Below are 21,470 nucleotides of genomic sequence, written 5' to 3'. Positions count from 1 at the left end.
GGCGTCACGGGCAACCAGGTGGGTGGTCGAACCGTGGAAGAAGCGTGACGGATCGAAACGCAACCAGCCGAGCCGACCAGGCGTACGCCGACTTCGTCGAGGCCGCCTGGCAACGGCACCTGCGGCTGGCTCTGCTGCTCACCGGCGATCGATGGCAGGCGGAGGAGCTGCTCCAGGACAGTCTGGTGCGGATCTACGAGCGGTGGCGGCGGCTGTCGCGAACCGACGACCTCCACGCGTACCTCCGCAAGGTGCTGGTGAACAACCACACCTCGATCTGGCGTCGTCGCCGCCGGGAAAGCCTCGTGCACGAAGTCCCCGACCGGCCCGGGCCGTCGGACGACTTCTCCGCGGAAGCTCTGGCGGTACGCGAAGCGCTGCGGTCGCTGCCACCGAAGCAACGTGCGGTGGTTGTGCTGCGCCATTACGAGGATCTGCCCGAACGGGAGATCGCCCGGGTGCTCGGCTGTTCGCCGGGCACCGTCAAGAGCCAGCATTCGAAGGCGCTGGCCAAGCTCCGTCACGTGATGTCCGAACCGGATCTAGCGAACAGGTGACTTATGAGTGACATGGAGCAGCTCACGCATCGGCTGCAGGAACTGGCCGACGTCGCGCCGTCGGACGCGCCGACGGGACGGCTGCTGGAGCGGGGCCGGCGCGCCCGGCATCGGCGAGCCGCGGTGACCAGCGCGTCGTTGGCGGCAGTCGTCGCACTGGGCACCGTCGGCGGAGTCGCCGTGGCGACGAGCGGTACGCCCGACCGCCCCGCCGCGACGGCGAGCGCCACCGATCCGCGGCTGGAGCTGGTGGCGGCCGTGACGAAGAGCGAGAACATCAGTTATCGGATGCGGCTGACCACCGCCACCGAATCGGGGCAGTCCCTCATGACTTATGAAGGCGCGTTCGACCCGCGGACGGCCACCGGATACGTCCGGGCGCCGCAGGACGACTCGGTCATGGTCGAGCTGCTGATCAACGGCACCCGATACATCGGCGGGGAGCGCCCGGAGAGCCCGCTGCCGTCCGACAAGGGACTCGGCGAGACGTACGGGCGGTACGGCGTCTATCCCGGCAAGTACGACCACCTCTCCATCTACGGCGATCAGGACACCGTCGAAGGGGCGGCCGCTCCCGACCCCGCCGCGCTGTTCAAGGCGCTGAAGGCGGTCGGCGCGACGGTGACCCGGAAGCCGGACGGCACGGTGCACTTCGCGTACGCCCAGCCGTCGGACAACGGGCTGACCACCGCGAACGCCTCCGGCGACGTCACCTTCGACGCCGACGGCCGGGTGGCGATGGTGGCCATGAGGGTCCAGTGGCAGAGCACCGTCAAGGGCAAGCTCCAGAGCGGCACGGTTCTCTCGACCATGCAGCTGTCCGATTACGGCCTCCCGGTGCAGGTCAAGCGCCCGACCGACGTGGTACGCGCCAACTGACCGGAAAACACGGACTCCGCCCACACCGATACGTGGGCGGGGTCCGTGGTGGGTTCCGTGGTCGTCACGGATGTGACCCGGGTGCTCCGGACGGCAAGCTCAAGGCACAACGAGATGCGAGCCGAAGGAGCCACCACGATGACGACCAAGACTTACGACGGGTTCACCGAGGCCGAGCGTAGTGCCATGAAGGCGCGGGCCACCGAACTGAAGAAGCGGGGCACGAAGGCCGATCCCGAGGTCGAGGTGCTGGCGAAGATCGCCGAGATGAGCGAGTCCGACCGGGCGATCGCCGAGAAGATCCACGCTGTCGTCAAGGCGTACGCGCCGATGCTGACCGCGAAGACCTGGTACGGCATGCCGGCGTACGCCCGGGACGGCAAGATCGTGTGCCACTTCCAGCCCGCTGCGAAGTTCAACACCCGGTACGCGATGCTCGGGTTCAGCGACCAGGCCAACCTCGACGACGGCGCCATGTGGCCGGCGTACTACGCGATCACCGAAGTCACCGCTGCCGACGAGAAGAAGCTCGCCGCCCTCATCGAGCGCGCGGTCTCCTGACCCCCCACGGGTGACGGCCGGGACCTTACGAGGCTCCCGGCCAGGTCAGCGACATCAGCAGTTCCATGAACGCCGCGAGCGAGCAGGGGCGGGCGGTCAGCCGATGCCGTACGCCGTGCGCCTCCCAGACGGCGGTGAACCCGGAATCGTCGGGATGGACTCCGATCCGGTGGCCGCTGAGGCTGATCGAGGCCAGCCGCCGGCCGAGGTCGCCTTCGTCGAGCCCGACCGTGGAGTGCAGGCTGACGAGCATGCCGTCCTCGGTCGCGTGGACGGCGTACCGCTGAGAAGGCGTGCGGATCCGGCTGCCGGCGACCGGCCGCCAACCGGGCGGGAGCGCGGGCAGATGCCAGGACGGCGCGAAAGTGACGCGCGAACCGCGCAACAGCGCGAGATCGAGCGGTACGTCGAGCAGAAGCGGCCGGCGGGCGCGGGTGGTCGCGAGCAAGGGTGGGCTCCATCTTCGTGGGACGGTCGGCCATCGGAGCCCGGCGCTGCGCTCGAAGATACCTTGCCTGATCAGACCGCTTCTTGGGAAGAACAGTTCAGGGAGTGGGATGCTTCCGGTCGATGCGATAGTGCAGGACCAGGAAGGGCAGCCCGAACACCCAGAACGCGTGCTCGGCGCGTAGCTGACCGTTGTCGGTGTAGACGTCGAGCTGTTCGGCGAAGCCGGCGACCTCGGCCGCGGTCAGTTCGCCCGAGTCCGGATCGATGAAGGTCAGATAGTGCCCGGGCTGGTCGAGTTCGCTGCGGCTGCTGAGGATCAGGCCGCCGCCGGGTCGCGCGCGAGGAGCCAGCGTGGCGGTGAAGCTGGCTTGCGGCAACGGGAATCCGACGCTGACGTAGCCGCGGTCGTCCCGCCGATATGTCGTGTAGATGCCGACGTAGATGGGTTCGTCGGTGTCGGCGTAGGAGCGGATCCAGCCGCGTACCACCGGTTCGCCGGGCCGAGTGACCGTGTCGATCCGGCTGACTACGCCGCGTTGCGTCTCCCGCTGGTTCATCGGCACGTTCGCCTGACCCAGCGGCCGCGCCACCAGGTAGCGGTACAACAGATAGCCGGGCCGCACCCATAGCCGCCACTCCGGCACGATGTCCAATGTGAACCGCGTGGTGTGCTCGTAGAACTCGCGCACCAGCGGGTCGACGGCTGCGGGGTCGAACTCCGGCCCGGCCAGGTGGTCCAGCGACGCGACGATGCCCATGTCCGCGGCAGCCGGGGTGTAGTCACCGCCGATCACTTCCGCCAAGTCGCGCACATAGCCCGTGCCGACATATTTGGTACGCGCAGCGAGCGGAACGACGAACGGAAGCTCCTCCGGGCGTACGCGTTCAGCGAGCAGGCTGACCTGGGGATCGCGGAAGACGAGGGCGGACACGCAGCGGAAACCCACCACGACGACGGCGGCGACAATGGCTGAGTTCACCTCCGGCCACAGCGCGCCCAGCGTCCACCCGAAGGCGACGCCGACGACCGGGCCGAGCACCACCTTCTGCGGCCGGAGACCCATCGCACCGGACACGAGACCGGCGAGCAGACCGATGACGATCGGCCCCCAGCCGGTGAGCACGCCGAGCAGCCAGCCCACCGGGGCGGCGACTACGCCGCTCATGACGATGCGCGACCACAACGGCGGGATCTGCCCGGGTTGCTGACGCCGACGGGCGACGGCTTCGGCGACGCCGACGGCGACTGCGCCGACGACGGAGCCGATCGCGATGGCCAGGCCACCCGCGCCCGCCGTCAGCGCCGCACCCGCGACCGCCCCCATGATCGCCGCCAGCACCGGCGACCCCTGCTGTTTCGCTTCCGCCACGCGGCGAATCTACCGCCTGCTCTTTTCGTGCAGATCAGGGTTACGCATGCTTCCCGCGGTCGGGGAGGCCTGCGTAACCCTGATCTGCACCGGTCAGTTGCCTGGGGGAGGTCAGGCGTGGCTGGACCGGCGGCTGCGCCGGGGATGCGTCTCCCGGTACGCGTAGAACGGCCGGGAAACCGCCGCGACGAGGGCGACGCCGATGACGGCGACGGCGACCTGGATCGCCAGTTCCGCCCAGCTCCACGAGAAGTGCCAGTTCACCGAGTTCCAGTCCAGGGCGGCCCGGGCGTCGTCGGAGACGCCCAGCCGCTTGGCGGCCCACGAGCCGCCGAGCGCCCCGCCGAATCCGACCAGCCAGGTGGCCACGATGCCGATACTCTGCTTGCCCGGCAGCACGAGCCGGGCGAGGGTGCCGACGACGAGGCCGATCAGGATGGCGCTGAGAACGTCGTCAATCCGCATGTCGGTCGCTCCATTCTCCTCAATCTGCGTACTGCCATAGCCGGATCGCTTGATCGTCAAACCTCCACCCATCCTGAGCAGCGGGTTCGCGAGAGGCCACGCGGCTGCGCCGCGTGGCCTCTCGCTTGTGGATGCCGTCAGGCGGGGTCCGGCGTACGCCACAGGGCGGCGGCGAGCCAGACGCATCCGGCGAGCATCAGGACACCGTGGCCGATGCGGACCGCTTCACCGGTGAAGAACTGCGGGATGAACAGAGCGAATCCCGCTCCGAACAGCAGCGCGGACAGCTTCGGCAGTACGCTTCCGCGCCACACCGAGACGGCCGCCCAGACCGCGCCGATGCCCAGCAGCAGCAGGCCGACGAAGAAGGTGGCGACAGCTGCCGGGTGGAATCGGATGCTGTCCGACAGGTCCAGCAGATCCAGTGACTGCCCGTCCTTGACCTTGCGCGCCAGGGTGTTGAGGGCGAAGTCCTCGGCGCCGTAGTAGGGCAGCGTGAGGCCCGCGCCGATCCACATGATCACGGCGGCCGTCTTGTCGACCCGGAACAGGGCCAGCGGCACCAGGATGAAGCCGATCATTGCGAAGAGATGCGTGGCCACCCACCAGGGCGACCCCATCGAGTGCAGGGCTCCGGCCGCGGTGGTCTCATCGGCCCACGGACGCAGGGCGGGGTAGAGAAGGAACAGCACACCGGACACGGCCAGCGCGATCGCGGCGAGACGGTTGCGAGACATCAGGACTCCTGAGGGGTGAGCGAGGTCAAGAACATGTGGATGAGGCGTTCGTAGGTTTCGTCGAGGTCCTGGGGCAGGCCGAAGCCGCCGGCCGACTCCAGGGAGGCGAAGCCGTGGGTGATCACCCGTGCGGCTCGCATGGCGTGCACGAGGTCGTTGCCGGTCAACTGCCACGGACGCAATACGGCCCCCATCACTTCGAGGAGCCGCCGGCCGGCTTCGGCGTACTCGGGTTGGTGCAGCGGATCGGCGGGAACCGCGGCGTACCGGGCGGGGTGTGCCACCACATAACCCCGGTACGCCCGCATCAGCGTCGCGACCGCGTCGGCTCCACTGCGTCCCATGACGGCGGTGGCGAACTGATCGGCCATTTCCCGCAGCACGCGTACGCCGACGAGAGTGCGCAGGTCGGCCAGGTTGCTCACGTGCTTGTAGAGCGACGGTGCGGCCACACCGCACCGGTCGGCGACTGCGGCCAGCGTCAGCCCGTCGAGACCGCGCTCGTCGACGAGGGTCATCGCGGTGTCGACGACCCGGTCCGGGGTGAGTCCGACCCTAGGCATCCCGATCACCCCCGAGCGCTTGGCTATCTCTCATAGCTTTAAAGCTACGGCACATAGCCAACGCCTGTCAACCGTGATGGTTTCGCCCGGACGCCGGTGAGTACGACGCGGGGAGTCCACCGAAACCGCTGAGCAGCGGGGTAGCGTGTCGGGGGTGATCGTCGCCCGAGCCACATCCGGCACGCTTCCGCACTTCCCCGACCTCGTAGCCCTCGCCGACGGGCGGCTGCTGTGCGCGTACCGGGAGAGCACCGGTCACGTGCGCGCCGACGGGCGGATCATGCTCGTCGAGTCCGCCGACGAGGGCCGGAGCTGGTCCGAGCCCCGCGTCGTCGCCGACGGCAAGTACGACGATCGTGATCCCAAGCTCGTCCAGCTGCGCGACGGCACCGTCCTGGTGAGCTATTTCATCCTCGACTGGCATCCGGACGGCACGTTCACTTGTCTCGGCACCAGCGTGATGCGCAGCGAAGACGGCGGGGAAACCTGGTCGGATCCGGTGGTCGCCGGGGGAGACGAGCTGCTCTGGGCGGTCTCCCACGGAGCGGCGGTGGAGCTGCCGGACGGCGATCTTCTGCTGCCCGTCTACGGAGTCGATCCCCGGCAGGGGACGGGGCTCGACAGCGCCTTCGCCGTACGCAGTTCCCACGGTGGGCGTACGTGGGCGGCGGAGACGGCGGTGCCGCTCGGGATCAGCACCGAGTTCCACTTCCGCGAGCCCACGTTGACCGTTCTGCCGAGCGGCGAGGTCGTCGCGTTGCTGCGTACGTCGGTGGAGCACGCTTATCTGGCGCGCTCGGCCGACGGCGGTCGCACCTGGACGGCTCCCGTGGAGACCGACCTACCCGCGTCGTCGCACCACGTGCTGCTTCTCGCTGACGGAGCGCTGCTCATCGCGTATGGCGACATCTCAAAACGCTTCTCACCGCGCCGCAGCACCGTCGCGCGGATCGTGACCCACCCGCAGGGTGAGTGGATCGGGACCGACCGCCACCTTTACGATTCCGGCCACCCGGACCAGGCGAATCCGTCCAGTGTGGAGCTCGAGCCGGGACGTTTCCTGACCGTGAGTTTCGACGTGCCGGAAGCGACCGTCGTCGCCTTCACCAGCGAGCGGGCCGACTACGCGTGAGCGCCCACGACGGGTTTCGCGCCGGTCGCGGCGTCCACGATGCGATCGAGAACCTCGGGCGCGGTGGTGTTCGCGCCGAGCCGCACCACCTTGTTGTGGCCGTGGTAGTCGCTGGACCCCGTCACGACCAGGCCGAGGTCGGCCGCTAGCTCGCGCACGTGCGCGCGTTCGGCGGGAGTGTGGTCCTCGTGGTCCGCCTCGATGCCGAACAGGCCTGCGGCAGCGAGCTCCGCGATCAGCTCGTCCGGCACGATCGGGCCCCGGCGCGCGGCCAGGGGGTGGGCGAAGACCGGAATCCCGCCGGCTCCGCGGATCAGCTTCAGCGCCGTGAACACTTCGACGTCTTCCTTGGGTACGCGATACCGCGAACCCAGCCAGTGCGATGCGAACGCCTCGGAGACTGTGCCCACCAAGCCGGCGCGGACGAGCGCCTGGGCGATGTGCGGGCGGCCGACGGTGCCCCCGGCGGCGAAGGCGTGGATCTCGTCCCAGTCGATGTCGACGCCGTCGGCGCGCAGCAGCCCGACCATGCGTTCGGCCCGGGACTCCCGAGCCTGCTTGACCCGGGCGAGTTCGGCGGCGAACGCCGGTTCCGCGGGATCGAACAAGTACGCGAGCATGTGCAGCCCGACCGTGCGATCCGGGCCGAACCAGCGGCATGACACCTCGGCTCCCCGGATCAGGGTGAGCCCAGGTGGCAGCGCCTCCACCGCCGGCGCCCACCCGGAGGTCGTGTCATGGTCGGTCAGCCCGACGACGTCCAGACCGGCCGCGGCCGCCTGCCGGACCAGCTCGGCCGGAGTGTCGGTGCCGTCGCTGGCGGTCGAGTGCGTGTGAAGGTCGATCACGTCTCCATTCTCCCGGCCGACGGGTGATCTTGGCAGCCGGACCGCCGATCGGGGACAGCCAGTGACAATCTTGACAGTGTCGATGTCTAGGGCGGAGCATGCCTCTGGAATCGTTTCCATGTTCGCGACATCCTGGGGAGGAACTCATGCGACAGTTGTCCCGGCTGCTCGGCGCGGCCGCCCTCGCTCTGCCGCTCGCGCTGTTCGCCGCGCCGGCCGCGTACGCCGGTCCGGAGTTGATCACCAACGGCACGTTCTCATCGTCGACCTCGCCGTGGTGGAGCACCGGCAACCTGCCGTTGAGCGTCGACGGCGGACGCCTCAAGGCGGCCGTCCCCGGCGGCACCGCCAACCGCTGGGACGCCATGTTCGGCGAGAAGTCACCGGCCCTGACGCTGCATCAGAACCACAGCTACACGCTGTCCTTCGACGCCTCCGCCACGGCCACTCGCACAGTACGCACGACTGTGCAGCTCAACGCCGACCCGTACCCGGCCACGATCGACCAGCTGTTCACGGTGGACGCGACTTCGCGGCATTTCAGCTGGACCTTCACCGGCACGCTGGAGACCACGAACGGCGAGATCACCTTCCAACTCGGCGGGCTCGCCGGTGGTGCGTACAACTTCTGGATCGACAACGTGTCGCTCGTGGACGCCACCACCGGCAGCGGCTCGCCGCTCGACCTGACCAGCGGGTTCTACGTCGATCCCGACTCCAATCCGGCGGTCTGGGTCCGGAACAACGGCGGCGACTCCCGGGCCGCTCAGATCAACGCGGCCATCGCGACCAAGCCCATGGCCCGGTGGTTCGGCGCGTGGAGCGGCGACATCGGCACCGCCGTCGGCTCGTTCGTCGGGGCGGCCGACGCTGCCGACAAGCTTCCGGTCCTGGTCGCGTACAACATCCCCGGGCGCGACGCCTGCGGTGGTCACTCCGGCGGCGGCGCGGGCTCACCCGACGCCTACCAGACCTGGATCGCCGCGTTCGCCTCGGCCATCGGCAGCCGCCCGGCCGTCGTGATCATCGAACCCGACTCGCTCGCCGACTTCGGCTGCATGGATTCGGGGGCCATCAAGACCCGCAATGACATGATCTTGTACGCGACGCAGCAGTTCCACGACAAGGCGCCCAACACGTGGGCGTACCTGGACGCCGGGAACCCGGGCTGGGTGGCGGCCGGGACGATGGCCGACCGGCTGACCGCCGCCGGGCTGACCAACGTCCGGGGCTTCTCGATCAACGTCTCCAACTACTTCGCCACCAGCGACGACGTGGCGTACGGGGCGGCGGTGAACACCGAACTCGGCGCGGACGCGAAGCCGTTCGTCGTCGACACCAGCCGCAACGGGAAGGGCACCAACGGCGAGTGGTGCAACCCGGCCGAGCGGCAGCTGGGGTCGCCGGCCCAGGTCGGCGGCGGAGCCGAAATGCTGTTGTGGGTGAAGGTGCCCGGCGACTCCGACGGCGACTGCGGGATCGGTGCCGGCATCCCGGCCGGTCAGTTCAGCCCCGACCTGGCGATGCACTTGATCACCGGCTCCTGACCTCCTGCTTTCATTCCTGCAGATCACGGATCTGCATGCGATCTTGGGCCTTGATCGCATGCAGATCCGTGATCTGGTGCTCTCGGGACCGCCGCCGCAGGGCACAATTTGGGCATGCCACCGGAAAAGTCGCAGGGCTCCACTCATCGCCTCAGAAAGGCGACCGCCCGGGGCATCCTCGAACGCAGTGGGCTGACCTGCCTGGCGCTGCTGCTGCTCTACTTCGCCGTGCCGATCCGGCCGCGTACCGGCGACTGGCTGATCTTCCTCCAGATCGGGCTCACCCTCGTCGCCCTGATCGCGCTGTTGTTCGGGCTCAAGAATCAGCTGCTCCGGCAGCTCGACCAGCCCGACGCCCCGCTCGGCGGGCTGACCGTCGGCATCCTCGGCGGACTGCTGCTCTTCGCCCTGATCGACTACGCCATAGCCGTGTACGCCCCGAGCGAGTTCATCGGCCTGTCCACCCGGATCGACGCGCTCTACTACGCGACGGCGACGCTGCTGACCGTCGGCTTCGGGGACGTCTCCGCGCACGGGCAGTTCGCTCGGGGGGTGTTGTGCGTACAGATGTTCTTCAACGTGGCCGTCCTCGCGACGACCGCCTCGGTGCTCTCGCGTCAGCTCGCCGAGCGCGCTCGCGCCCGGCGCACCCGCTGAACTGGGCCGATGAGTTCCTCCGTTTACCCTGCGGGCGCATCGGGGGACAGGTGATGATCGAGGGGATGAAGGAGGACAGATGACCATGAGTTCGATCCCGACCGGCCCGGCCGTGGGCCCGGCCGCCGACGCGATCGCCACCGCCGGGGCCGGCCAGGGGCAGGCGACCGTCACCGTCGCGACCTACGGCGACTACGCCTCCGCGCAGCGCGCCGTCGACTACCTCTCGGACAACAAGTTCCCGGTCGAGCACACCTCGATCGTCGGAACCAACCTGCGCCTCGTGGAGAACGTGCTGGGCCGGATGACCGTCGGCCGGGCGGCGTTGGCCGGTGCGGCCAGCGGCGCGTGGTTCGGTCTGTTCATCGGCCTGCTCTTCGGCATCTTCGCCGTCGGGAACTGGTTCGGCGTCGTGATCGCCGGTCTGCTCATCGGTGCGGTCTGGGGCGCGATCTTCGGCGCGATCGCCCATGCCGCCACCCGTGGGCAGCGCGACTTCACCTCCCGCAGTGCCCTGACCGCCGGGGAGTACGCCATCGCCGTCTCGGCCGACCACGCCGAGCAGGCCCGTCAGCTGCTCGTACGCCTGAACTGGCAGGCCAACGGGGCGAGCGCCTGAGGCCGTCGGAGCGTTGAGCGGGGGAGCGCTCTCCGGCTTCGTTGCTATAGATTGGGCACCATGGCCGCCCCTCGTCCGCCCGCGCCCCGTGCGCCCACGCTAGAGCAGGTCGCGGAGTACGCGGGCGTGAGCCGGTCGACCGTGTCCCGCGTGATCAATCAGGTGTCCACAGTCGACCCCGAACTCCGGGAGATCGTGGAACGGGCGATCGAGGCGACCGGTTACGTCCCGAACCACGCGGCACGATCGCTGGTGACCCGCCGGACCGATTCGGTCGCGCTGGTCGTCTCCGAACCGGCCGACCGGGAGTTCGCCGAGCCGTTCCTGAGCCGGATCTTCACCGACCCGTACCTCGGCCGGATCACCGCGGGCGCGCTGGAAGTGCTGCGCCCGGAAGGCATCCACCTGGTGATCATGCCTGCGGACGCGCCGGCCCGGCAGCAGGTCCTCCGCTATCTGCGCCAGGGCCACGTCGACGGGGTGCTGCTCATCTCCAGCCACGTCGCCGATCCGCTCCCGCAGCAGCTGTGTGATCTGGGCGTACCGGCGGTGTTGTCGGCCCGGCCCGGCCGACCGCTGCCCATGAGCTATGTCGACGTCGAGCAGCAGACCGGCGCCCGGCTCGCCGCCGAACGGTTCATCGCGTCGGGGCGTAAGCATCCGGCGACCGTCTGTGGCCCGCTCGACACGACCGCCGGGCAGGATCGGCTCGCCGGGTTCCGCTCGGCCCTCGCCGTCCACGGGTACGCCTTCGTCCCGGCCGAGCCGGCCGACTTCACCCGAGCCGGCGGTGAACGCGCCGCCCGGGCGCTGCTGAGTGCGTACCCGGAGACGGACGCGCTTTTCGTCGCCAACGACCTGATGGCCGAGGGCGCCCTGCAAGCGTTACGCGACCTCGACCGGCGGATTCCCGAGGACGTGGCCGTCGTCGGCTTCGACGACAGCGTCTCGGCGTTGGCCTGCCGTCCGCAGCTGACCACCATCCGGCAGCCGATCGAGGAGATGGCCGCCGAGATGGCCCGCCTCCTGCTGGCCCGCATCCGCGAGCCCGACGGCCGGCCGCGCTCGGTGATCTTCCATCCGGAACTCGTCGAGCGCGGCTCGGCCTAGGGGCCGGTACTGCTGGTCCTACTGGTAGACGCGGACGTAGTCGACGAGCATCTGTGACGGGAACGGCGTGGTGGCGTCGGGCGCGCCGGGCCAGTCACCGCCGACCGCGAGGTTGAGGATCACGTAGAACGGGTGGTCGTACACCCACGGTCCGCGGGTCGCCTCGACGGTCGCCTTGCTCGCGTAGAACACCTCCGTGCTGTCCACGAAGAAGCGGATGCCCTTGCTGTCCCATTCGGCCGCGTACACGTGATAGTCCGCCGACAGGTCCGTCGGCCAGATCTTCTCGAACCCATAACCGCCACCCCCGTTGTACGCGGGCGCGTGCAGAGTGGTGTAGCTGCGAGTGGTGTCCTTGCCGAGGATCTCCATGATGTCGACCTCGCCGTTGTACGGCCAGGGCCGCCCGGTGAGGAAGTCGGCCCCCATCATCCAGAAGGCGGGCCAGAAACCGTTGCCCTTCGGGACCTTGATCCGGGCCTCGACGCGGCCGTACTGGAAGGTGAACTTGCCGCCGGTGTTCATCCGGTGCGAGGTGTAGCTGCTGCCGCCGACGGTCTCCCGGCGAGCCTCCATCACCAGTGAACCCGTCCCGTTCATCGACGCGTTGGCGTTGTTTGTGTAGTACTGCAGCTCGCCGTTCTGGCCGGTGCCGGTGTCGATCGTCCACTTCGCAGCGTCCGGCTTGGTGCCGGCGGCCCCGTTGAACTCGTCGCTGAACACGAGGTGGGTCGCGGGGAAGGTCGGATCGGCTTGGCGGGCCGGCGGGGTCGTCGGGTTGCCACCGGTGCCGTAGACCTGGAACTCCCAGATCGAATAGCCGTACGCACTGCTCCGGGCGGTGCCGTACATCCGCACGTAGCGACCGGTGCCGTTGACCGTCAGGGTCTCCTTGAACCCGTGCCCGGTCGTGGTGCTGTAGATCGTGGTCCAGTTCGCGGCGTCCGGCGACACCTGGATCTGGTACGCCGTCGCGTACGCCGGATCCCACTGGAGGATCACCTGATGGATCGCGGCGGTCGCACCCAGGTCGACGTAGATCCAGCCCGGATCGACCCAGCCCGTCGTGGAACTGGTCGCCCAGCGGGACGCGGGATCGAGGTCGAACGCGCGGGCCGGGGTGCACTCGTAGCAGTTCGCGTCACTCTGCGAAGTCGAGGCCACGCCCGGCTTGTTGTAGGAGAGCAGAACGTCGCCACCGGTCGGGGGCGGGCTGCTGGTCGGCGGCGTACCGCCGGTGGTGCGTACGGCGATCTCCCAGAGGGAATAGCCCCACTGGGTAGCCCGGGCCGTTCCGTAGACCCGGAGGTAGCGGCCCGATCCGGCGACGGTCAGCGTCTGGGTGCCGCCGGTCGACGTGGTGGTGCTGTAGACCGAGGTCCACGTCGCCGCGTCGGCCGACACCTGAATCTGGTACGCCGTCGCGTACGCGGTCTCCCAGGTGAGCGTCACCTGGCAGATCGACTGCGTCGACCCGAGGTCGACTTGGATCCACTGTGGATCGGCGGCCGCACTCGACCACCGAGTCCCGCCGTTGCCGTCGACCGCGGCGGAAGCGGGCGTACCGGCGTTCTCGGTCGAAGAGGCGGTCGCGGGCTTGTCGAGCGCCGCGTTCGTGCTTGTGTTGCAGCCGGTCGAGCCGGTGGTCCCGTAGACCTGGAACTCCCAGAGGGAATACCCGTACGCCGTCGCCCGGGCCGTGCCGTAGACGCGTACGTAACGGCCGGAACCGGTGACCGCGAGAGTCTGCGTACCGCCGGTCGACGTGGAAGTGCTGTACACGGTGGTCCACGCGGCTCCGTCGGCCGAGACCTGGATCTGGTACGCCGTCGCGTAAGCCGCCTCCCACCGCAGCACGACCTGGCTGACGGAGGCGGTGGAGCCGAGATCGATCCGCAGCCATTGCGGATCGCTGAACGCGGCCGCGCGGCACGCTCCGACGGTGGCGACGATGCACGGCCCGCTCGACGGCGAGCCGGGCGAGTACTACCGCCAATTCGGCAAGGACTTGGCGCTGGTCGCCATCTCGGAGTCGCAGCGCTCCCGGGCCCCCGACCTGAACTGGGTCGCCACCGTCTACAACGGACTCCAGGTCGCGGACTATCCGTTCTGCGAGACCAAGGAGGACTGGGTCCTGTTCATCGGGCGGTTCACCGAGGACAAGGGGGCCGACCTCGCCATCAAGGCCGCCCGGGAGGCCGGGCGTCCACTGGTGCTGGCCGGGAAGATGAACGAACCGGCCGAGGAGGCGTACTTCGACGAGGTCGTCCGCCCGTTGCTCGGCAGTGGCGTCACCTACGTCGGCGAGGCCGACGCCGAACTAAAACGAGAGCTGTACGCCAAGGCCTCCGCGCTGCTCTTCCCGATCCGCTGGCCGGAGCCGTTCGGGATGGTGATGATCGAGGCGATGGCGTGCGGCACTCCGGTCGTGGCGTTGGCCGACGGATCCGTCCCCGAAGTCGTCGACCACGGGCGTACGGGGTTCGTCTGCACCGAGCCGGAGGAACTGGCCGCCGCTCTCGGCCGCCTTCCGGAACTGACTGCCCGTGCCTGCCGCTCCCATGTCGAACAGCGATTCGACGTGGCCACGATGGCCGCCGGATATGAAGAGGTCTATAGGTCGGTGCTTCACTGACTGAACGCTCAGGCTATTCTCAGGCTTGCCTCGCCACGGTCGCCCGGAAGGCTTGCGATCGCCGTTTCGTGCCCGCGAACCGGCCGCGGCGTGGTACGAAAAGGTGACCATCAACCTCGAGGTGCGTTCGGGGGTAATCGATGAACGACCAGAGCAGTACCGATCCGAAGCTGGCGGACGCGGTGTGGCGAAAGAGCGCCCGCAGCAGCCCCAGCGGCGACAACTGTGTCGAAGTCGCCTTCGTCCCGGCCGGTGTGGCCGTCCGGGACTCGAAGAACCCCGACGGCGGCGCTCTCCTGTTCACCGAGCAGGAATGGGCGGCGTTCGTCGCGGGAACCAAGGACGGCGAGTTCGACCTGTAGCACCGTGCGGGAAGGGAGGGCCCCGGCCGGCCCTCCCTTCCCGTGCGTCCGCTACTTCAGATGCTCCGGCCGGACGCCGAAGCCGATCAACCGGGCCGGCAGTCCCTGGAGCGCGGGCAGTCGGCGCAGCAGGCGGATGGGCAACGGCGCGACGATCCGGCCGGTCGCGTGCAGCAGCGGGTCGACGATCCGGCGCTGAGCCAGCCGCTGGATGTTCTGGGTGACCACGGTGGGCCGACGACGGCGGCGCTCCACCTGGGCCAGTTCGGCGGCGGTCGGCGTACGCCCCGCCTGCAGGATCGGGCCGAGCAGGCGAGCGGCGGCCACGGCGTCCTGCACCGCCAGGTTCACTCCGACCCCGCCGATCGGCGACATCGCGTGCGCCGCGTCGCCGATCAGCAACGCGCCCGGGGCGTGCCACTCGTCGAGCCGGTTGACCGTCACCGTCAGCAGCTTCACGTCGTCCCAGGTGGACAGTTCGCCGACGCGGTCGGCCAGCGCCGGCGCCAGGCGTGCCACATGCGCCCGCAACGAGTCCAACCCTTGCGTCCGGATGGCCGCATAACCGCCCTTCGCGATCACGAACGCACACTGGAAGTACTCGCCCCGGTCGATGCACAACAGCAGACCTCCCGCGCCGACGCGCATGTCCAGACCGTCGGGGTCGGACGGTCGCCGCGACACCCGGAACCACAGGACGTCCATCGGGGCGGCATAGGTCTCCGGCTTCAGCCCCAGCTCATCGCGTACAAGTGAATCTCGGCCGTCGCAAGCGACCGTGAGCCGGGCGCGAATCTCGACCACGCCCTCAGGCCCTTCCGCAACCACTCCCGTGACCGAGCCGTCGGGGCCGCGCCGCAGTCCGGTGACCTTGGTCGAGCGCAGCAGCCGGAAGGTCGGCAGCTGGGCGCCCTCGCGGGCGAGCAGCTCAAGGAAGTCCCATTGCGGGAGGAACATGAGGTAGGGGTGCGGACCGGGCAGCCGCCCGAAGTCCGCGACCTGGTAGGTGCCGTCGTCGAAGCTGACGCGCAGGCCGCGGACCTTGCGCCCGGGAAGTTCGTCGATCTTCTGGCCGAGGCCGATCTCGTCGAGCAGGGTCAAGGTCGAGGCGTGGACCGTGTCGCCGCGGAAGTCCCGCAGGAAGTCCGCATGCTTTTCGAGCACCGTGACGTCGACGCCCTGACGCGCGAGCAGCAGACCGAGCACCAGTCCAGCCGGACCGCCACCGACGACGCAAACCGTGGTCTCCATGAGTTCCTCCCCTATAGCAACTCCCGTTGCGTTTGAGTTTGCCACGAGTCCCGCTCTAAAGCAACAGTCGGTGCGATAAGGTGGGTGTCATGACGGAGACAGTTCGGCGGCCAGGTGGGCGCAGCGCTCGGGTTCGCGCCGCGGTCATGGCTGCGACCAGGCAATTGATGACCGACGGGTACGCCGAACTGACCGTCGACCGCATCGCCGCCGGAGCAGGCGTCAACAAGACCTCGATCTACCGGCGCTGGACCGATCTCGAAGGGATCCTCGGCGACCTGCTGACCGACTACGCGACCGAGGCCGTGCCGATCCCGGACACCGGCGATCTGGAACAGGACCTCGTCGAGTTGGCGCTGCTCATCCGGCGAGGGATGGCCGGCGAGCCCGGCGATCTCGTGATGGGACTGGCGGCCGCAGCCCCGCGAAACGAACGCGCGGCTCAGGTCGTCCGCGGCTTCTTCCTCGAACGGTTCGGGCTGGCGGAGTCCATCGTGGACCATGCCGTCGCGCGCGGAGAACTCCCGGCCGGGACGGATGCGCGGGCGGCCATCGAGACCATCGGCGCGCCGTTCTTCCTGCGCTTGCTCGTCACCCGCGCACCGATCGACGAGGCGTTCGCCCGGCGAGCGGCGGCCGTCGGAGCGGTCGCGTTGCGAGCCGGGCTGTTCAGCCCGCCTGCCACAACTGCCACGGCAGCTGCTCCCGCCACCCCGGCTGGTCGAACGCCCACGCCGTGACGACCTGGCGGACCAGCTTCTCGTCCGTGGTCCGCGCTTCGAAGTGAGCCTCCGGCCCGCCTTCGCGGAACTCCACTCGGAACGTGCCGTCGTCTTCCCGGTACGCCTGGATGAAATGCTGCCAGGCGGACGGCCGATCGTGGCGCTCGACGACGAGGAACCGCCGATCGGGACCGAGTCCGTCGACGAGTACGCCCAACTGCTCCTCCGACGGGTCGTCCCAGGAGTCGCCGTCCGCTTCGGTCACACGCAGTCGGGGGAGCAGCATGCGGTGACTCTAACCTCACCTGTCCTTTCTGCGCTGGATCAGGGTTCTCGGTCGAATCTTGGGGCGGGATGGACCCAGATCCGTGATCCGGTAGAGCCCGAAGGGGTCAGCAGACGAGGTGCGGAGGGTGCGGACTCCCCGCCGTCCCCGGCATCAGCTTCGCGATGAGGGTCCAGAGTTCGGGCTGCGACCGAGCGGCGTCGGCGGCCAAATCGTCGGTGGTACGCAGTAGTGCCAGGTGGCGGCAGGCGTGGGCGGCCACGGCGTCGGCGTCGATGCTGGGCGGGCTGGGCACGAGCGGGCCGAGGCCGGAGCGCATACCGTCGACGGAGACGTCGGCCGAGGCCAGGTCCGGCCGGGGATCGGGGAGGGCGGCATACGTGAGCACCAGGGTGTCGGCGGTATGCCGCCAGGACGTCGAGTGCAGCAACCCACCGGGGGTGCACAACTTCAGGCCGGACAAGCCGAGCGCAACGTCGTCGGGAAACGCGCCGCTCCGCAGTCCGGCGCGTACCGTGCGATAGCGCAGCCGGCCGTCCCGCTGAGAGAGCAGGATGACTTCCACGGTGGTCGGGATGCCTGAGCCCGGGATCATCAAGCTACTGTGCCCGTTGTTGCCATCCATGTGCAATAAGACGCGCGCGTGATCTGCGGCAGCGCTCTGGTCAACCGTAGGTGTCCGACCGGTACCGTGTCTGCATGCTGGCGCTGCGAGCCGCCCGCCTGTTCGACGGAGAGCACGCCGCTCTGCTGGAACAGCCGGTCGTACTGGTGGAACAGGGAAGAATCGTGGCGGCGGCCGCCGGGCTGGAGCCGCCCGCCGACGCCGAAGTCGTCGAGCTCGGCGACGCGACGCTCATGCCGGGTCTGGTCGACGCGCACATCCATCTGACCTTCGACGCCTCGCGGGACGCCGTCGGGCGATTCGATCGGGTGGACGACGCCGAACTACTCACCGGAGCTCGCGAAGCGGCCGCCCGAGCATTGCGCGCCGGGGTGACGACCGTACGCGATCTCGGCGATCGGAACTATGTGACGCTGGCGCTGCGCGACGAGCCGGGGTTGCCCCGGATTCTCAGCGCGGGCCCGCCGATCACCTCCGTCAAAGGGCACTGCTGGTTCCTGGGTGGTGAGGCACTCGGGGTGGACGGCGTACGCCAGGCCGTCCGCGAGCGGGCCGAACGTGGCGTCGACGTCGTCAAGGTCATGGCGACCGGTGGTGAACTGACCGCCGGTACGCACCCGCACCTGGCCCAGTTCGGGATGGCCGCCATGCGCGCCGCGGTCGACGAGGCGCACCGGGCCGGGCTGCCGATCACCGCGCACGCCCACGGTGCGCCCGGCATCTTCAACGCCGCTGCGGCCGGGTTCGACTCCGTCGAGCACTGCTCTTTCACCACCGAGACGGGAGCGTCCGCCGACGACGCGGTCATCCAGGCGCTGCTGGCGAACGGGGTGACCGTGTCGGCCACCCTCGGGCACCTGCCCGGGCTCGAACTGCCGCCGCGGATCGCCGCACTGATCCCCCAGCTGTCGGCGGTGTTCCATCGCATCCGGGAGGCCGGCGTACCGGTCGTGTGCAGCAGCGACGCGGGCATCGGCCCGGCGAAACCGCACGACTGCCTGCCCTACGGCGTGGGGGAGATGGTGACCCTCCTCGGGTACGCCCCGGCCGACGCGCTGCGATCGATGACTTCGCGGGCCGCCGACCTGTGTCGGGTGGGTGACCGGGTCGGCCGGATTCGCGCCGGCTACGAGGCCGATCTGCTGGCCGTCGCCGGGAATCCGCTGGTCGACACCGCTGCCATGCACGACGTCGTCGGCGTGTGGCGTGGGGGCGTACGCGTCCGCTGACCCTGTGTTGTCCTGCCGGATCAGGGATCTGGGTCGATCCCGCCCCAAGATTCGACCGAGAACCCTGATCCAGCGCCCGAAGCAGCGGGAACAAATTCGGGGTATAGATGAGTCATGAGCTGGACACGACGCCGCACGTTGACCGCACTGGGCCTCGTGGGCGCGAGCGCCGGGCTGACCAGCCTCGCAGCCTGCACCGATGACAAGAAGACGCCGGGTTCGCAGGGCAGCAACGGCGGCGGGAAGAGCGATTCGAAGGCGAAGGTGACCATCTCGGCTCCAGCCGCCGACGCGAAGGACGTGCCGGCCTCGGCGGAGATCGTGTTCGCCGCCACCGACGCCCAGCAGACCGCCGTCGAGCTGAAGAGCAGTGACGGGACGGCCGTCGACGGGGCGATGCATCCGGACGGCAAGGGCTGGCTGCCCGCCAAGACGCTGGAGTACGGCAAGACCTACACCGCGACGGTGACGGCGACCGACGCCGACGGGAAGACGGCCACCGCCACCAGCAAGTTCACCGTGATGGCGAAGCCGTCGAAGCAGGTCCGGTTCATCAGCTTCCTGGCCGACGGCGCGGTCGTCGGGGTGGGCATGCCGCTGATCATCCAGCTGAGCCGGGCGATCCCGAAGGATCAGCGGGCCGAGGTTCAGCGGCGGCTCCTCGTGTCGGCCGAGCCGGCGCAGGAAGGCATCTGGACCTGGTACACCGACACCGAGATGCATTGGCGGCCGAAGGAGTTCTGGCAGACCGGCACCAAGGTACGCGTAGACCTGCGAGTCGGCGGGCTGCCCTGCGGCGACGGCTACTTCGGGCGTACGGATCTGACGTTGGACTGCACGATCGGCCCGGCGCTGGTGATGACGGTGGACGACAAGGCGTCGCCGAAGGTGATGACGGTGACGAAGGACGGCACGGTCCTGAAGAAGATCCCGGTGAGCCTCGGCCGCCCGAGTATGCCGTCGTCCAGCGGCACGATGGTGGTGATCGAGAAGTTCGCGAAGACCGTGTTCGACACGCGTACCGATCCGAATCCGGCCAACCGCTATCGCGTCGACATCGATTGGGCACAGCGGCTGACCTGGGGCGGCGAGTTCATCCACTCGGCCCCGTGGTCCGTCTCCGACCAGGGCAAGCGCAACGTGTCGCACGGCTGCATCAACATGTCGGCGGCGAACGCGAAGTGGCTGTTCCAGCAGACGAGGATCGGCGATCCCGTCGTCGTGAAGGGCACCTCCCGGCAACTCCAGTACGGCAACGGCTGGACGGATTTCGACAAGACCTGGGACGAGTACGTGCAAGGAAGCGCGATCCCGGCGAGCTCTTCAGCCAGCCCTGAGCCAACTCCGAGCTGAGGTATTCACATACATCGTAGTCATCCGTATCCTCGCAGCAGCCGGTGATCCCCGGTTCACCTACCTGTAACGAGGAGTACGGCGTTGACACACAAACCGATCTGGCGCGCCTGCCTCACCCTGGCAGCCGCGCTGACCCTCGCAGTCCCCGCCACCCCCGCGACGGCGACGATCCCTGTGGCCGTCGCAGCCCCGAGTGTCACCGCGGTAGCAGCAGCCGCGCCCGACATCTCGCTGGCCAACACCAAGGCGCATCTCCAGCAATTGCAGACGATCGCGACCAACAACGGCGGCACCCGACGCTCTACCACGGCCGGTTACACGGCGTCGGTGAACTATGTCTACGACAAGCTCGTTGCGGCCGGATTCTCGGTCGTCAAGCAGACCTGCGCGTCCGGCTGCACCAGCGGCGCCGGGCCGAACATCATCGCGGACTGGCCGGGCGGTGGCGGTGACGCCAACATCGTCTACATGCTCGGCGCGCACCTCGACAGCGTCTCCGCCGGGCCCGGCATCAACGACAACGGCTCTGGTTCGGCGACGATCCTCGAGATCGCGCTGACCCTCGCCGCACAGAACCCGGCGATGCTCAACCACGCCCGGTTCGGCTGGTGGACCGACGAAGAGCAGGGCCTCAACGGCTCGGAGTACTACGTGTCCACGTTGAACTCCACCGAGCGCGCGAAGATCAAGGGCTACTTCAACTTCGACATGGTGGCCTCGACGAACGCCGGCTACTTCATCAACCGCATCACCAGCTCCATCGGGCAGACGGTCAAGGCGTACTACGACTCGATCGGCATCCAGACCGAGGAGAACACCGAGGGCGCCGGCCGGTCCGACGACGCGTCGTTCAACAGCGCGGGCATCCAGACCAGCGGAATCGCCGCCGGCGCGAGCGCGACGAAGACCTCGGCCCAGGCCACCAAGTGGGGCGGCACCGCGGGCGCGTCCTACGACGCGTGCTACCACCGCGCCTGCGACACCTACCCCGGCAATATCAACGACACCGTCCTCGACCGTGCGGGCGACGCGGCGGCCTACGCGCTGTGGAACTACGCGGTGGGCACTCCTGCGGGCAACGACTTCTCGATCGCGGCCTCGCCCACCTCGGGCTCGGTCAACCCCGGCGGCTCACTGTCCACGACGGTCAGCACCGCGCTCACCAACGGGTCCGCGCAATCCATCTCGCTCACGTCAACTGGTACGCCGAGCGGCGTGACCGTGTCCTTCAGTCCGTCGACGGTGACTACCGGAGGCTCCTCGACCGCCACGATCACGGCGTCGGCCTCGGCCGCACCCGGGACCTATGCGATCACCTTGACGGGCACCGGGACGTCGGCGACCCACAGCACGACGTTCAGCCTGACGGTCAACGGACCGGCGGGGTGCTCGCAGACCAACGCGACCGATGTGACGATCCCAGACAACACCACGGTCGAGTCCCTGATCACCATCTCGGGCTGCACCGGCAACGCCGGCGCCGGCTCGACGGTCGAGGTGCACATCGTG

The 21,470-nt window shown here is 68.9% G+C and carries 23 protein-coding genes and 1 pseudogene; 14 read left to right on the top strand and 10 right to left on the bottom strand.

What is annotated here, in order from left to right:
• Positions 1-44: 44 nt before the first annotated feature.
• The 3 genes from HOV77_RS33075 (at position 45) to HOV77_RS33065 (ending at position 1,997) form a co-directional block, all read left to right on the top strand.
• The gene (locus HOV77_RS33075) at positions 45-557 is read left to right on the top strand and encodes a SigE family RNA polymerase sigma factor (RefSeq protein ID WP_290869799.1); all 513 of its coding nucleotides are present in this window, start codon (positions 45-47) and stop codon (positions 555-557) included.
• A gap of 3 nt (positions 558-560) precedes the next feature.
• Entirely contained in the window at positions 561-1,436 is an 876-nt protein-coding gene (locus HOV77_RS33070; protein ID WP_290869796.1) for a hypothetical protein, read from the top strand.
• A 138-nt stretch (positions 1,437-1,574) separates the two neighbouring features.
• Positions 1,575-1,997 (top strand): DUF1801 domain-containing protein, encoded by a 423-nt coding sequence (locus HOV77_RS33065; RefSeq protein ID WP_290869794.1) that lies wholly within the window; start codon positions 1,575-1,577, stop codon positions 1,995-1,997.
• Positions 1,998-2,022: 25 nt separating this feature from the next.
• Here HOV77_RS33065 and HOV77_RS33060 read toward each other — a convergent pair whose 3' ends face one another.
• The 5 genes from HOV77_RS33060 to HOV77_RS33040 all read right to left on the bottom strand — a co-directional run bounded on the left by HOV77_RS33060 (position 2,023) and on the right by HOV77_RS33040 (position 5,582).
• Positions 2,023-2,445 carry a hypothetical protein gene (locus HOV77_RS33060; RefSeq protein ID WP_290869791.1) on the bottom strand — a complete coding sequence of 141 codons (423 nt, stop codon included), beginning with the start codon at positions 2,443-2,445 and terminating at the stop codon, positions 2,023-2,025.
• Between the two features lie 97 nt (positions 2,446-2,542).
• Positions 2,543-3,817, bottom strand: a complete 1,275-nt coding sequence (locus HOV77_RS33055) for a hypothetical protein (RefSeq protein WP_290869788.1) — start codon at positions 3,815-3,817, stop codon at positions 2,543-2,545.
• Between the two features lie 111 nt (positions 3,818-3,928).
• Positions 3,929-4,282, bottom strand: coding sequence for a GlsB/YeaQ/YmgE family stress response membrane protein (locus HOV77_RS33050; RefSeq protein ID WP_290869786.1), 354 nt, complete (start codon positions 4,280-4,282; stop codon positions 3,929-3,931).
• Positions 4,283-4,419: 137 nt separating this feature from the next.
• Positions 4,420-5,019: a hypothetical protein gene (locus tag HOV77_RS33045; protein ID WP_290869783.1), complete on the bottom strand. Its 600-nt coding sequence runs from the start codon at positions 5,017-5,019 to the stop codon at positions 4,420-4,422.
• Positions 5,019-5,582, bottom strand: coding sequence for a TetR/AcrR family transcriptional regulator (locus HOV77_RS33040; protein WP_290869781.1), 564 nt, complete (start codon positions 5,580-5,582; stop codon positions 5,019-5,021). Before HOV77_RS33040 ends, HOV77_RS33045 begins: the two co-directional genes overlap by 1 nt.
• A gap of 154 nt (positions 5,583-5,736) precedes the next feature.
• Between HOV77_RS33040 and HOV77_RS33035 the strand changes: the two genes are divergently transcribed.
• Positions 5,737-6,714, top strand: a complete 978-nt coding sequence (locus HOV77_RS33035; RefSeq protein WP_290869778.1) for an exo-alpha-sialidase — start codon at positions 5,737-5,739, stop codon at positions 6,712-6,714.
• Here the strand turns inward: HOV77_RS33035 and HOV77_RS33030 are convergent.
• Entirely contained in the window at positions 6,705-7,562 is an 858-nt protein-coding gene (locus tag HOV77_RS33030) for a PHP domain-containing protein (protein ID WP_290869776.1), read from the bottom strand. The two genes, HOV77_RS33035 and HOV77_RS33030, sit on opposite strands and share 10 nt — an antisense overlap.
• Before the next feature lie 146 nt (positions 7,563-7,708).
• Between HOV77_RS33030 and HOV77_RS33025 the strand changes: the two genes are divergently transcribed.
• The 4 genes from HOV77_RS33025 (at position 7,709) to HOV77_RS33010 (ending at position 11,495) form a co-directional block, all read left to right on the top strand.
• Positions 7,709-9,109 (top strand): glycoside hydrolase family 6 protein, encoded by a 1,401-nt coding sequence (locus tag HOV77_RS33025; RefSeq protein ID WP_290869773.1) that lies wholly within the window; start codon positions 7,709-7,711, stop codon positions 9,107-9,109.
• Positions 9,110-9,223: 114 nt separating this feature from the next.
• Positions 9,224-9,766 (top strand): potassium channel family protein, encoded by a 543-nt coding sequence (locus HOV77_RS33020; protein ID WP_290869770.1) that lies wholly within the window; start codon positions 9,224-9,226, stop codon positions 9,764-9,766.
• Positions 9,767-9,845: 79 nt separating this feature from the next.
• Positions 9,846-10,385: a general stress protein gene (locus HOV77_RS33015; protein WP_290869767.1), complete on the top strand. Its 540-nt coding sequence runs from the start codon at positions 9,846-9,848 to the stop codon at positions 10,383-10,385.
• A gap of 60 nt (positions 10,386-10,445) precedes the next feature.
• Positions 10,446-11,495: a LacI family DNA-binding transcriptional regulator gene (locus HOV77_RS33010; RefSeq protein ID WP_290869764.1), complete on the top strand. Its 1,050-nt coding sequence runs from the start codon at positions 10,446-10,448 to the stop codon at positions 11,493-11,495.
• An 18-nt stretch (positions 11,496-11,513) separates the two neighbouring features.
• Here the strand turns inward: HOV77_RS33010 and HOV77_RS33005 are convergent.
• Positions 11,514-13,421: pseudogene (locus HOV77_RS33005) on the bottom strand (discoidin domain-containing protein); the annotation flags it as partial.
• Between the two features lie 25 nt (positions 13,422-13,446).
• On the opposite strand from HOV77_RS33005, the gene HOV77_RS33000 reads away from it, so the two are divergent.
• Both HOV77_RS33000 and HOV77_RS32995 read left to right on the top strand, forming a co-directional pair.
• Positions 13,447-14,130 carry a glycosyltransferase gene (locus HOV77_RS33000; protein WP_290869864.1) on the top strand — a complete coding sequence of 228 codons (684 nt, stop codon included), beginning with the start codon at positions 13,447-13,449 and terminating at the stop codon, positions 14,128-14,130.
• Between the two features lie 140 nt (positions 14,131-14,270).
• Positions 14,271-14,492: a DUF397 domain-containing protein gene (locus HOV77_RS32995; protein WP_290869761.1), complete on the top strand. Its 222-nt coding sequence runs from the start codon at positions 14,271-14,273 to the stop codon at positions 14,490-14,492.
• 51 nt (positions 14,493-14,543) lie between these two features.
• Here HOV77_RS32995 and HOV77_RS32990 read toward each other — a convergent pair whose 3' ends face one another.
• Positions 14,544-15,743, bottom strand: a complete 1,200-nt coding sequence (locus tag HOV77_RS32990; protein WP_290869758.1) for an FAD-dependent oxidoreductase — start codon at positions 15,741-15,743, stop codon at positions 14,544-14,546.
• An 89-nt stretch (positions 15,744-15,832) separates the two neighbouring features.
• Between HOV77_RS32990 and HOV77_RS32985 the strand changes: the two genes are divergently transcribed.
• The gene (locus tag HOV77_RS32985) at positions 15,833-16,483 is read left to right on the top strand and encodes a TetR/AcrR family transcriptional regulator (protein ID WP_290869755.1); all 651 of its coding nucleotides are present in this window, start codon (positions 15,833-15,835) and stop codon (positions 16,481-16,483) included.
• Here HOV77_RS32985 and HOV77_RS32980 read toward each other — a convergent pair.
• A complete protein-coding gene (locus tag HOV77_RS32980) occupies positions 16,413-16,751 on the bottom strand; it encodes a hypothetical protein (protein ID WP_290869752.1) in 339 nt (112 codons plus the stop codon). The two genes, HOV77_RS32985 and HOV77_RS32980, sit on opposite strands and share 71 nt — an antisense overlap.
• A gap of 106 nt (positions 16,752-16,857) precedes the next feature.
• The gene (locus HOV77_RS32975; RefSeq protein WP_290869749.1) at positions 16,858-17,346 is read right to left on the bottom strand and encodes a hypothetical protein; all 489 of its coding nucleotides are present in this window, start codon (positions 17,344-17,346) and stop codon (positions 16,858-16,860) included.
• A 104-nt stretch (positions 17,347-17,450) separates the two neighbouring features.
• On the opposite strand from HOV77_RS32975, the gene HOV77_RS32970 reads away from it, so the two are divergent.
• The 3 genes from HOV77_RS32970 to HOV77_RS32960 all read left to right on the top strand — a co-directional run.
• Positions 17,451-18,605 (top strand): amidohydrolase family protein, encoded by a 1,155-nt coding sequence (locus HOV77_RS32970; RefSeq protein WP_290869746.1) that lies wholly within the window; start codon positions 17,451-17,453, stop codon positions 18,603-18,605.
• 114 nt (positions 18,606-18,719) lie between these two features.
• Complete coding sequence (locus HOV77_RS32965) at positions 18,720-19,958, top strand: Ig-like domain-containing protein (RefSeq protein ID WP_290869744.1); 1,239 nt, start codon at positions 18,720-18,722, stop codon at positions 19,956-19,958.
• An 84-nt stretch (positions 19,959-20,042) separates the two neighbouring features.
• The coding region (locus tag HOV77_RS32960; RefSeq protein ID WP_290869741.1) for a M28 family metallopeptidase at positions 20,043-21,470 on the top strand (1,428 nt) is incomplete at its 3' end.

Origin of the sequence: Hamadaea sp., assembly GCF_013362815.1 — a bacterium.
Lineage (GTDB): Bacteria > Actinomycetota > Actinomycetes > Mycobacteriales > Micromonosporaceae > Hamadaea.
Note: the sequence above shows the minus strand (reverse complement) of the source record. Positions and strands in the feature narration are given on the sequence as shown.